Genomic DNA, 11665 nt, shown 5'->3' with positions numbered 1-11665 from the left:
TGGTTGCGCGTGGATGCGCTATAGGAGAAATTCAGTTTACATCCAATTTTGCCGATAAGGCGGGAATTGAATAAATTGGGAACAGCGCGTTGTGATGCGGTCGATTTTATTTGCCACCGACTTCTCCACACGATCTGACATCGCGCTGACGCGGGCTGCGGAGCTGGCCGCCCGCTTCGATGCCGGACTTGTCCTATTGCACGTGGTGGACGACGATCAGCCGGCGTCCGATGTCGTGACCTTCGCCAATATCGCCGAGGAACGTCTCGATGCGATGTGCCGCGCTCTGCCGCGGCCAGTGCGGGTGCGCACCTGCCCGCTTGTTGCGCGTGGCGATCCCTTCGCGGTGATTGCTGGTGTAGCGGAGCGCGAACAAGCCGACCTCGTGGTGGTCGGTGCACATCGTAGACAGACCCTGCGCGATGTCTTCACCGGAACGACGGCCGAGCGAGTGATCAGAACAGGCAGCCGGCCGGTACTCATGGCTTCGTCGCCGGCAGCGGGTCCGCACAAGGGCGCGGTGATAGGTGTGGATTTCTCCGAAGGATCGCGCAATGCGGTGAATGCCGCCCGCTCGCTGGGTCTCATCGAAGACCTGCCCATCATTCTCGTGCACGGCTATCGCAGCGTCGCCAAGGCTCAGATGCAATTTGTGAATATCGATTCGGAAAGCATTGTGAAACAGGTGGAGACCGATGTATCGAAGCTGATGAGCGCTGTCTCCGCCGAGATGCCGGAAGCGCGCCTCGGTCGCAAGCCAGAAAGGATTGCGATCATTGACGCCGATCCCTGCACCGCAATCGCACAATCTGTCGAGGCCACATCTGCCGATCTCGTGATCATCGGCGCCCGCGGCCTCAACGCAGTCGAACGTCTCCTGATCGGAAGTGTAGCTGATGCCGTGCTGCGAAAAATCACCTGCGATGTAGTGGTGATCCCGCCCGCAGCGGCATCGGGCAAGTGAGGACGGATAGGGTACCGCCGCTCAGTGCTGGCTCTCCGGCATCTGCAGCCTGATGCCGTCGATGGCGTCGCTCGCGACGATCTGGCAGGAGAGGCGCGAATTGTCTTCGCGGCGCTCGCAGAAATCGAGCATCGTTTCTTCCATCGTCTCGACTTCCGGCAGTTTCGCAAGCCATTCTTCCGGCACATAGACCATGCAGGTCGCGCAGGCGCAGGCGCCGCCGCAATCGCCGTCGATGCCGGGCACGGCGTTCTTCACCGCCGCTTCCATCAGCGTCAGCCCGTTCGCCACGTCGATCGTGTGTTCCTTGCCGTCATGCTCGATATAAGTCACCTTCGCCATGCTCGCGCCTCCACGCTACTTTCTTGTTTGTTGCCTTCGGTTTGTCTCGTTCGCTCCGCCGTCAGCCGGCGATTTCCTTCACGGGGATCGTCTCGTCGGCGATGCGCTTCGGGTCGAGCACCGCCTGTTTCTGGGTGAGTATTTTCGCCATCATGAATTCCGGTGCGCGGTTCACCGCGTCCACCGCGATCAGCACGCCATCTTTCAGGTAGAACACGGCAAAGCTCCGGCCTGCCTCCGGGTCGCCGCGCACCACCGCCTGGTTGTAACCGGCGGACAGGCCCACTATCTGCAGCTTCAGGTCATACTGGTCCGACCAGAACCACGGCACCTGGTTATAGGGTTTCTCCTTCCCGGCCAGCGTCGCCGCCGCCGTCTTTCCCTGCTCGATCGCGTTATGCACGCTTTCAAGCCGCAAGCGCCGCCCGTACACCGCATTCGGATGGCTGGTGCAGTCGCCCGCCGCGCAGATATCGGGGTCCGATGTGCGGCAGAACTCGTCCACCACGATGCCGTTTTCGACGGTGAGGCCCGCTTCCACCGCAAGCTCCGTATTCGGAAGAATGCCGATGCCGACCACGACGAAGTCGCAAGGGAAACTCTTGCCCTCGCCGGAGGTCACGGCCGTCACCTTGTCCGTGCCCTCGAAGCCCGAAACCGTCACGCCCGTTTCGATCTTCACGCCTTCGGCGCGGTGCACGCGCTCATAGAAATGCGAGACGATGGGATCGACGACGCGCGCCATGACGCGGTCCGCCGTTTCGAGCACGGTCACATCGATGCCGCGCTTCGCCGCCACGGCGGCAACCTCGAGGCCGATATAGCCGCCACCCACCACGACCATTTTCGCGCCGGGTTTGAAATGGGCCTGGATCGCTTCCACATCGGCGATGTTGCGCAGGTAATGAACGCCTTCGAGGTCGAAGCCCGGCACGTTGATCTCGCGCACGCGGCTTCCCGTTGCGATGAGAAGCTTGCCATAGGGAAATTCGCGGCCATCGCCGGTGAGGATGTGCTTCTGGCGGCGGTCGATCTCGGTCACGCGCGTCTGCCACAGCGTCTCCACGCCCGAATCCGCGTAGAAATCCTGTCCCTTCAGTTCCACGCGGTCATAGCCGATGTCACCCGCTAGATACTTCTTGCTGAGCGGCGGGCGCTGATAGGGCGCGTAAGGCTCGTCGCCGATCAGCTTGATCGGTCCGGTAAAGCCTTCGGCGCGAAGGCTCTGCACGGCCTGCGCCGCCGCCTGGCCCGCCCCAATGATGATGATGTCGTCCGCCATCTTCCTCCCTCGCCCCGTCGCGTTTCCGCGCCGCGGACCTTGCCACCCATTATTGCGGAGTTCAACTACGCAAACCCCACATTTTTATACCTGAAATTCGGGGATTTGGCTCGCCTTCTCTCGCGGCAGATCGCCGCGCGCGGAGCATATCACGCCCAAAAATGACGCTTGCGTCAACTTTTTTGTGAGGGTGCCGGACCGGTCCTTGGCGGGCGCCTCGGGGCCGGGCTACAAACGCACATGAGCAGCGGCGATTCCCTTCATCTGACGTTCGATCTGGCCAGCGAGGCGGCGACCCGCGCCCTTGGCCGCGCTCTTGCCGCGCGCCTCCGCCCCGGCGACCTCGTCCTGCTCAGCGGCGATCTCGGTGCCGGGAAAACGGCGCTTGCCCGCGCCATCATCCAGGCCCATCTGGCAGCGCATGGCATCGAGGAGGATGTGCCGTCCCCCACATTCACCCTCGTCCAGACCTATGAGAGTCCGGAACTCCTGATCGCCCATGTCGATCTCTACCGGATCGAGGATGTGTCGGAGCTGCGCGAACTGGGCCTTGCCGAAATCGCCGATGAGGGCGCGGTCATCGTTGAATGGCCGGAGCGCGCCGAAACCGGAATTCGCCGCCTCTCGCCGGACAGTCTCGACATCTCGCTCACTCTCATGCCAGAAGGCTTGCGTCGCGCGCGGCTTGAAGGCCGGGGAAGCTGGGCCGCGCGTCTCGAAGGGCTTTCGCTTTGACGCCACGCGAAGAAACGATCCGCGAATTCCTGAAAGCGGCGGGCTGGGAAAAGGCCGGGCGCCGCCCGCTCGCGGGCGATGCCTCCTCGCGGCGCTATGAGCGCCTGTCGCTTTCGGGCCGCCGCGCCGTGCTGATGGACTGGCCGTCCGGCCCCGATGCACCCGTGGTGCCGGGCCGCGCCGCCTATAGCCGCATCGCGCATCTCGCAGAAGATGTCCGCCCCTTCGTCGCGGTGGGCGAGCATCTGCGCCGCCTCGGCCTTGCCGCGCCGGAAATCATCGCAAGCGATCTCGCCCGCGGCCTGCTGCTCCTCGAAGATCTCGGCGACAATGTCTATGGCGCGCTGATCGAGAAGGGAGCGGGGCCGGCAGGCGAACCGCTCGACGATCTATACCGCGCGGGCATCGAAACGCTGCTCCGGCTCCAATCCGTTGCCGCGCCTGCATCGCTCCCGGTCGGCGATGGCACGGCGCATGCGGTGCCGCATTTCGACGACAGCGTCTTCCGCGCCGAACTCGATGTGCTGCTCGACTGGTATTTCCCCGTCGTTCTTGAAACGGTAGCCTCGCCCGCCATGCGCGAGGATTATCACGGGCTCTGGATGGAGCTTCGCCCGCAGATCGATGCAGGCGTTAAAACGCTTTTCCTGCGCGATTATCATTCGCCCAACATGATCTGGCTCGGCGGCAGGGAAGATGCCGGCCGCGTCGGCCTTATCGACTATCAGGATGCGCTGATCGGCAGCCGCGCCTATGACGTCGTCTCCTTCCTGCAGGATGCGCGCCGCGATGTACCCGTAGCGCGCGAAGAGACGATGCTCGCGCTTTATGTCGAACGCGCAAAATCCGATCTCGAAAATTTCGACGAAGAGGATTTCCGCGCGTCCTATGCCGTACTCGGCGCGGAGCGCGCGCTGCGCCTCATCGGGCTCTGGCCGCGCCTGCTGAAGCGCGACGGCAAGCCGCAATACATGGAGCATATGCCCCGCACGCAGGACTATCTCCGCCGCAATCTCGCGCACCCCGCGCTTGACCAGCTCAAGCGCTGGCTCGACGCCAATCTCCGAATGAAGGCTTGAGATGGCGCGCGTCCGCAAGGCAATGGTCATGGCCGCAGGCAAGGGTACGCGCATGCGCCCGCTGACGGACACGATGCCGAAGCCGCTCGTGCCCTTCATGGGAAAACCGCTCATCGACCATGTGCTTGATCGGCTCGCAGAAGCGGGCATCGAAGAAGCCGTGGTGAATGTCCACTACCTCGCGGACTTGCTGGAAGCGCATCTCGCCTCGCGCAATTCGCCTCGCATCGTCATCTCGGACGAACGCGCCGAACTTCTCGACACGGGCGGTGGAACGAAAAAGGCCCTGCCGCTTCTGGGCCATGACCCCATCATCACCTTCAATTCGGATTCCGTCTGGATCGAAAGTCTCGGCTCCAATCTCACCAATCTCATCGCCGCCTGGGATCCCGAGCGAATGGATGCGCTCCTGATGATCGCCGATGCGTCCCGCACCATCGGCTATGTCGGCCGTGGCGATTTCAACCTCGATGCAGAGGGCCGGCTTTCGCGCCGAGAACCGGCGACGACGGTCCCCTACATGTTTGCCGGCGTCCAGATCGTGAAGCCGCAGCTCTTTGCGGAAGGGCCCGCTGGCCCCTTCTCGACCAATTTTATCTGGGACCGGCTGATAGAGCAGGGCCGCCTCTTCGGCCAGCGCATGGGCGGCGTCTGGATGCATGTCGGCGCGCCGGACGATCTGGCCGAGGCCGAAGCCTTCCTGCGGGATTTGTGAAACGCAACGCGCTAGCATGGGGCCCATGAGGGCCGATTCTCCGACGATCTTCTCCATGCCGCCCGGCGTGCCGTTTCTCGAACGGCTGGCCTCGGCCCTGCTCGCCGACCCCTCGCTTGGCGGACGCTTTGCCGGGCGTTTCGAACTCGCCGATCTGACGATCCTCCTCCCTACGCGCCGTGCCGTGCGCGCCCTCGGGCGAGCCTTCCTGCGCGCGGGCGATGGCGCCGCGCTCATCCTCCCTTCGATCCGCGCGCTCGGCGATATCGACGAGGAAGAGCTGATCCTCGATCCAGCGGGCCTTGGCGCCGAGGCGCTTTTGCTGCCGCCACCCATGCCCGCGATGGAGCGGCAGCTTCGCCTCGCGCGCCTGATCGCCGTCGAAGGCGGCGCCGATGACGTCCGCGCGCTTGGCCTCGCCGCCGATCTTGGCCGCTTCCTCGACATGATCCTGACCGAGGGGGCGGACCTCGCGCAGCTTGAGACGCTTGTGCCGCAGGAATTTGCCGGCCATTGGCAGGTGACACTCGATTTCCTGAACGTGCTGACTGCGCGCTGGCCGGCAGAGCTTGCGCGTTTGGGTTTCATGGAGCAGGCGGAGCGCCGCAATCTTCTTTTGAGCGCACAGGCGGAAGCCTGGAAGGCGGTGCCGCCTGCCGCGCCCGTCATCGCGGCGGGCTCGACGGGCTCAATCCCCGCCACCGCCGACCTTCTCGATGTTGTTGCGCATCTGCCGCTCGGTGGCGTCGTCTTGCCAGGTCTCGACTTCGATCTCGATGAAGAGAGTTGGGAAACGATCGGCGGTCCGGGCACGGCCTCTCATCCCCAATACGGCATGAAGAAACTCCTCTCCCGCTTGAGGGCGGAGCGCGCGGATGTTGCGCTCTGGCCGGGCGCGGTGGCAGAGCCCGCAAGCGCTTTACGCGCGCGCATCCTTTCCGAAGCGCTCCGCCCGGCCGAGACGACGGATAAATGGCGCAGCCGCCTCGCCGGCCTGAAGAAACCGGCCGCGGAAGGATTGCAGGGTCTTTCGCTGATCGAGGCGCCGTCTGAGCGCGACGAGGCAGGCGCCATCGCGCTTCTCATGCGCGAGGCGCTGGAAGTGCCTGGAAAGACCGCCGCGCTCGTCACGCCGGATCGCAGGCTCGCGCGCCGCGTGGCGATGGAGCTTCGCCGCTGGAATATCGAGGTGAACGACTCAGGCGGCGAGCCGCTCGGAAAAACGGCGCCCGCCGCCTTCCTGCGTCTGGTCGCCGCCATGGTGGCGGAAGATTTCGCGCCTGTGCCGCTACTGGCCTGCCTGAAGCATCCGCTCGCAAGCGCGGGCGGCGAGCCTGCGCGATTCCGGGCAAATGTCCGGGCGCTTGAGGAAATCCTGCTGCGCGGCCCGCGCCCGGCGCCGGGAATCGAAGGGTTGCGGCGCGCGCTCGCGGCGGAGATTTCGCGCGAGCGGCCCGACGGTAAAATGCCAGACGCAAGGCTTTCAAATATCGGCAAGCTGCTTGATCGTATCGAAACCGCTCTGGCACCTTTCATTGCGCGTATGCAAGGCACCGCACCGGCACAAGATTTCGTGATGGCCCATGTCGGCGCCGCCGAGGCACTTGCAGCGACACCCCATGATGACGGTGCCGCCCGCCTCTGGTCGGGTGAAGCCGGCGACGCCACAGCGGATTTCATTCGGGAACTGATCGAATCCGCACCTGCCCTTGGCGAGATCGTGCCGGAATCCTATCCGCATTTCTTCGATGAACTCCTGTCCGCTCGCGTGGTGCGCCCGCATTTCGGTCTTCATCCGCGTCTCTTCATCTGGGGCCCGCTCGAAGCCCGCCTGCAACATGCCGACCGCATGATCCTCGGCGGATTGAACGAAGGTATTTGGCCCGCCGAAGCGAATATCGATCCCTGGGTGAACCGTCCCATGCGCGCCGCCATGGGGCTCGAGCCGCCGGAGCGGCGCATTGGTCTTTCCGCACATGATTTTGCTGAAGGCGCATCTGCGGCCGAAGCGGTGCTCACGCGCGCGCTGAAGGTCGATGGCGCGCCTGCTGTCGCCTCGCGCTGGTGGCTCAGGCTTGAAAGCGTCATCCAGGGTCTGGGACAGAAGAAGATGGCGCCCGCCGAATGGTGGCAATGGGCGCAGCGACTCGATGCGCCTGCGCGTGTGCTCGATCCCGTTCGTCCGCGCCCCGCGCCCCCGCTCGATGCGCGGCCCGGCAAATTCTCGGTGACGGAGATCGAAACGCTGATCCGGGATCCATATTCGATCTATGCGAGGAAGATATTGCGCCTTCCCGTTCTTGATCCGATCGATGCCGAGATCGCCGCCGCGGAGCGCGGCACCATTATCCATGAGGCGCTGGAGCGTTTTGTCGATGCCTTTCCCGACGCCTTGCCGGACCATGCTCTTGAGCACCTGCTCGAAATCGGGCGAGAGGTTTTTGCGGCGGCGATCGGCCGTCCGGGAGTCGCCGCTTTCTGGTGGCCGCGCTTCGAGCGTATTGCACGATGGATCGTCGAATATGAACGTGAGAACCGCGTGGGCCTGCGCCGTTCCATAGCCGAGGCGAAGGGCGAAATCCTGCTCGGCGAGCTCGCGCGTCCCGTCACGTTGAGGGGCAAGGCGGACCGCATCGATCTGCGCGACGACGGCACGATCAACATTGTCGACTACAAGACCGGTGCGCCGCCAAGCGCGAAGCAGGTGAAAATCGGCCTCGCACCGCAATTGCCTCTCGAAGCGGCGATGGCCGCCCGCGGCGGCTTCCGCGAGAAAAAGGGCAAAGGTGCGGAAATCCCCGCATCGCGCACAAGCCGCATGGTCTATCTGCGTCTGAGTGGTGGCGAGAAGGCGGGCGAGGAACAGGTGATCGCCGATCCGGGCGGCGATCTCGCCGAAAGCATCTATGCGGCACTTGTCGATCTGCTGCGCCAGTATGAGAGCGAAAAGACGCCCTATCTCTCGCGTCCCCGGCCGATGTTCTGGGGCCGCTTCGGCGATTACGACCATCTGGCGCGCGTGAAGGAATGGTCGTCCGCCGGTGAGGATAGCGAATGAGCGGGCCCGCGAAACATATGGCGCCCGATGAAGCCCAGCGCCGCGCCTCGCACCCGGAAACCTCCGTCTGGGTGTCGGCCAATGCCGGTTCCGGCAAGACCCATGCGCTGACGACGCGCGTCGCGCGCCTCTTGCTCGCCGGTACGCCGCCCGAGCGCATCCTCTGTCTCACCTTCACCAAGGCCGCCGCCGCCGAAATGTCCTCACGCCTCTATCTGCGCCTCGGCGCCTGGGCGACGATGGAAGACGCAAAGCTTGACGATGCCATTGCCGAGATCGAAGGCGGCAAGCCCGATGCTGAAAAGCGCGCACTGGCGCGACGCCTCTTCGCGCGCGCCGTCGAAACGCCGGGCGGCTTGAAGATCCAGACGATCCATGCCTTTTGCGAGCGGCTTCTCGGACGCTTCCCGCTCGAAGCGGGCGTGCCGCCGCAATTCGACATTCTCGATGAGCGCAGCGCACAGGAACTGATGGCCGATGTGCGCGACACGGTTCTGCGCGCGGCCATGGCCGACACGTCTTCCTCGCTCGGCAGGGCGCTGCTGCATGTCGTCTCGCGCGTCGATGAACTTTCCTTCGGCAAGCTCATTGCGGAAGTCACCGGCCAGCGCGGCAATTTCCAGAAAATGCTCACCCGGTTCGGTGGATTGGCTGGGATCTGCGCCGCCATCCGCGCCGCGCTCTCGGTGGGTGAGAATGAGGGAACGGATTCTGTTCTGAACGACATCATTTCCTCCCCGGACGCCGAGATGCGCCACGCTGCAAAAATCCTTGGCGGCGGTACCAAGGCCGATGTCGAGAGGGCAGCCGCGCTCGCCGGCATTCTTGCCCTGCCGGATCGCGCCGACGCCGCCGATGACTACATTTCGATTTTTCTGACGAAGGAACTGACGCCCCGTGCGCGCCTGATCACGAAGAAGCTCGCCGAGGAAAACCCCGATGCTGCGCGTGCGCTTGATGAGGAACAGCAGCGTGTCCATCGGCTCGTCTCGCGCCTCCGCGCCATCCGTGTCGCCGAAGCCACGGAAGCGATTATCACCATCGCCGTCGAGATCCTCGATGCCTTCTCCGAGGAAAAGCGCGCCCGTGCGCTGCTCGACTATGACGATCTGATCGAGAAGAGCCGCGAGCTTCTCACCCGCAGTGCCATGGCCCCCTGGGTGCTCTACAAGCTCGATGGCGGCATCGATCACATTCTGGTGGACGAGGCGCAGGATACGAGCCCCGAGCAATGGGATGTCGTCGCCCGCATAGCGGATGAATTTGTCGCGGGCAGCGGCGCGCGCGAGGCGGTCCGCACCATCTTCGCTGTCGGCGATGAAAAGCAGTCGATCTTTTCATTCCAGGGTGCGGACCCCGCGCGCTTCGACGCCATGAAGCGCTACTTCGAAAAACATGTGAAGGAGGCCGAGCTCGGCTGGGACTATGTGCCTCTCACGCGCTCCTTCCGCTCCGTGCCGGAAGTCCTCTCGGCTGTCGATTGCGTTTTCGGGCTTGAGCGCGCAAGGGTGGGTCTCACTGCATCCGGTGATGTCGACCCGCATATCGCCCATCGCGATCTCGATGCGGGTCTCGTCGAAATCTGGGGGCTGGAAGTGCCTGACGACGATGGCGACCCGAATCCCTGGGATGCGCCGCTCGATTATGTGACGGGCGAGGCGCCGATGGCTCGGCTCGCCGCCCGCATCGCCTTGACCATTCGCGGCTGGCTTGACACGAAGGAAATGCTGGCAGGCCGCGGCCGCCCCATTGAGCCGGGAGACATTCTCATTCTCGTGCGCCGCCGCAATGCCTTTGTCGGTGAAATGGTGCGTCATCTGAAGCGGCTCGGCGTTCCTGTGGCCGGCGCAGACCGTATGGTGCTGACAGAGCAGATGGCGGTAATGGATCTGATCGCGCTTGGCCGTTTCGTGCTGCTGCCGGAAGACGATCTGACGCTCGCCACCGTGCTGAAAGGCCCCTTCTGCGGCCTCACGGAAGACGAGCTCTATGACCTTGCCTATCCGCGAAAGGGAACGCTCTGGAAGGCGCTGAAGGAGAATGCCGCCGCAAATCCCCGATATGCGGAGGCGGATGCGCTTCTCACGCGCCTCCTCGACCGCGCCGATTTCGAACCGCCTTATGAGTTCTTCGCGCATCTGCTGGCGGGGGAAGAAGGGCGAAAGCGCCTCCTCGCGCGGCTCGGGCCGGATGCCGCGGACCCGATCGACGAGTTCCTCTCGCTGGCACTGGAATTTGAGCGCAATCATCCTCCCTCCCTCGAAGCCTTCCTGCACTGGCTGGAGCGCGGCGCGGCCGAGATCAAGCGCGACATGGATCAGGGCCGCAATGAAGTCCGTGTCATGACGGTGCATGGCGCCAAGGGCCTTGAGGCCGATATCGTTTTCATGCCGGACACCTGTGCCGCGCTTGGCGGCGCGCATGACCCCGCGCTTCTGTCGCTTCCCTCGCTTGGCGAGGATGGACCGAAGCTCCTGCTCTGGCCGGTACGCAAGAAGGATGAGGACGAGGTAAGCGCTGCCGCACGCGAGCGGCTGCGCGAATTGCAGGCGGCCGAATATCGCCGTCTCCTCTATGTGGCGATGACGCGCGCCCGCGACCGGCTCTATGTCGCGGGATACCGGGGACGCAACCTGCCGTCGCCCGACTGCTGGTATGAAATGATTTGCGAGGCGCTGATTCCGCAATCGGAGGAAATTGCGCTTGATGATGGCCGCCGTGTCTGGCGCATCGAAGGCAGGCAGCGGCGCGAGCCCGATGCAGCGCAGGTGGAGGCGCGCCCCGTGGCGCCGCCGCTCCCCGCCTGGGCCATGCGCGAGGCGCCGGCCGAGCCCGCCCCGTCGCGTCCTCTTGCGCCGTCGCGCCTGCCACCGGAGGGCATGGCGGAACCCGCGGTCTCTTCGCCTGTGACGGATGATGCCGCCTCGCGCTTCCGCCGTGGCAGCCTCATCCACCGCCTCCTCGAAACCCTGCCGGACCTGCCGCCGGAAACCCGCCGGGAGGCCGCGCGCCGCTTCCTCTCATTGTCCGTTCACGGAATTGATGACGGCGCACAGCGTGAAATCGAACAGGCGGTCTTCAGGGTGCTGGAAGACGAGGCGCTTGCCGCCGTCTTCGCGCCAGGCAGCCGCGCCGAAGTGCCGGTCGCGGGCATGATCGAGTTTCGCGGGCGGCCGCTTCTCGTGGGTGGCCAGATCGACCGTCTCTGCATCGAAGAAAGGCAAGTGACGATCGTCGACTACAAGACCAATCGCCCGCCGCCAGCGAAAGTTCAGGATGTGGCGCCCGCCTATGTCGCCCAGATGGCGGCTTATCGTGCGGTCCTCCAGAAGATTTATCCAAAGCGTGTGATTCGCTGCGCCCTGCTCTGGACGGAAACGCCGCATCTCATGCTATTGCCCGCCGAAATGCTGGAAAATGCACTCAAATCATGAAGACCTGTGGCAATGCGGCAGCCTTGACCTTGCCGGGGGGCGTTCCTAGATTGAAG

The 11665-nt window shown here is 64.3% G+C and carries 8 protein-coding genes; 6 read left to right on the top strand and 2 right to left on the bottom strand.

Translation table 11 applies throughout. The features are described 5' to 3' along the window. Positions 1-94 precede the first annotated feature (94 nt). Positions 95-964: a universal stress protein gene (locus ACK4FH_RS03510; protein WP_409811218.1), complete on the top strand. Its 870-nt coding sequence runs from the start codon at positions 95-97 to the stop codon at positions 962-964. A 21-nt stretch (positions 965-985) separates the two neighbouring features. Here ACK4FH_RS03510 and ACK4FH_RS03505 read toward each other — a convergent pair whose 3' ends face one another. Both ACK4FH_RS03505 and ACK4FH_RS03500 read right to left on the bottom strand, forming a co-directional pair. Beyond that, complete coding sequence (locus tag ACK4FH_RS03505; RefSeq protein WP_409811217.1) at positions 986-1306, bottom strand: 2Fe-2S iron-sulfur cluster-binding protein; 321 nt, start codon at positions 1304-1306, stop codon at positions 986-988. 61 nt (positions 1307-1367) lie between these two features. After that, complete coding sequence (locus tag ACK4FH_RS03500; protein WP_409811216.1) at positions 1368-2588, bottom strand: NAD(P)/FAD-dependent oxidoreductase; 1221 nt, start codon at positions 2586-2588, stop codon at positions 1368-1370. Between the two features lie 240 nt (positions 2589-2828). On the opposite strand from ACK4FH_RS03500, the gene tsaE reads away from it, so the two are divergent. Genes tsaE through addA form a run of 5 tightly spaced genes read left to right on the top strand, consistent with a single transcriptional unit; the run spans position 2829 to position 11609 of the window. Beyond that, the gene (gene tsaE / locus ACK4FH_RS03495) at positions 2829-3323 is read left to right on the top strand and encodes a tRNA (adenosine(37)-N6)-threonylcarbamoyltransferase complex ATPase subunit type 1 TsaE (RefSeq protein WP_409811215.1); all 495 of its coding nucleotides are present in this window, start codon (positions 2829-2831) and stop codon (positions 3321-3323) included. Continuing rightward, positions 3320-4402 (top strand): aminoglycoside phosphotransferase family protein, encoded by a 1083-nt coding sequence (locus ACK4FH_RS03490; protein ID WP_409811214.1) that lies wholly within the window; start codon positions 3320-3322, stop codon positions 4400-4402. The genes tsaE and ACK4FH_RS03490 overlap by 4 nt, the downstream gene beginning before the upstream one ends. A 1-nt stretch (position 4403) precedes the next feature. Then, a complete protein-coding gene (locus ACK4FH_RS03485) occupies positions 4404-5117 on the top strand; it encodes a nucleotidyltransferase family protein (protein ID WP_409811213.1) in 714 nt (237 codons plus the stop codon). Between the two features lie 25 nt (positions 5118-5142). Beyond that, positions 5143-8175 (top strand): double-strand break repair protein AddB, encoded by a 3033-nt coding sequence (gene addB, locus ACK4FH_RS03480; protein WP_409811212.1) that lies wholly within the window; start codon positions 5143-5145, stop codon positions 8173-8175. After that, positions 8172-11609, top strand: a complete 3438-nt coding sequence (gene addA, locus ACK4FH_RS03475; protein WP_409811211.1) for a double-strand break repair helicase AddA — start codon at positions 8172-8174, stop codon at positions 11607-11609. The genes addB and addA overlap by 4 nt, the downstream gene beginning before the upstream one ends. Positions 11610-11665 lie beyond the last annotated feature (56 nt).

The sequence above is a fragment of the Parvibaculum sp. genome (assembly GCF_046297875.1).
GTDB lineage: Bacteria > Pseudomonadota > Alphaproteobacteria > Parvibaculales > Parvibaculaceae > Parvibaculum.
The sequence above is the reverse complement of the archived record's forward strand: the minus strand, read 5'-3'. Positions and strand labels throughout refer to the sequence as shown.

Bases quoted from the DNA above. Each gene is read 5' to 3' on its own strand.
- ACK4FH_RS03510 (WP_409811218.1), top strand. From the start codon at position 95: ATGCGGTCGATTTTATTTGCCACCGACTTCTCCACACGATCTGACATC.
- ACK4FH_RS03505 (WP_409811217.1), bottom strand. From the start codon at position 1,306: ATGGCGAAGGTGACTTATATCGAGCATGACGGCAAGGAACACACGATC.
- ACK4FH_RS03500 (WP_409811216.1), bottom strand. From the start codon at position 2,588: ATGGCGGACGACATCATCATCATTGGGGCGGGCCAGGCGGCGGCGCAG.
- tsaE (WP_409811215.1), top strand. From the start codon at position 2,829: ATGAGCAGCGGCGATTCCCTTCATCTGACGTTCGATCTGGCCAGCGAG.
- ACK4FH_RS03485 (WP_409811213.1), top strand. From the start codon at position 4,404: ATGGCGCGCGTCCGCAAGGCAATGGTCATGGCCGCAGGCAAGGGTACG.
- addB (WP_409811212.1), top strand. From the start codon at position 5,143: ATGAGGGCCGATTCTCCGACGATCTTCTCCATGCCGCCCGGCGTGCCG.
- addA (WP_409811211.1), top strand. From the start codon at position 8,172: ATGAGCGGGCCCGCGAAACATATGGCGCCCGATGAAGCCCAGCGCCGC.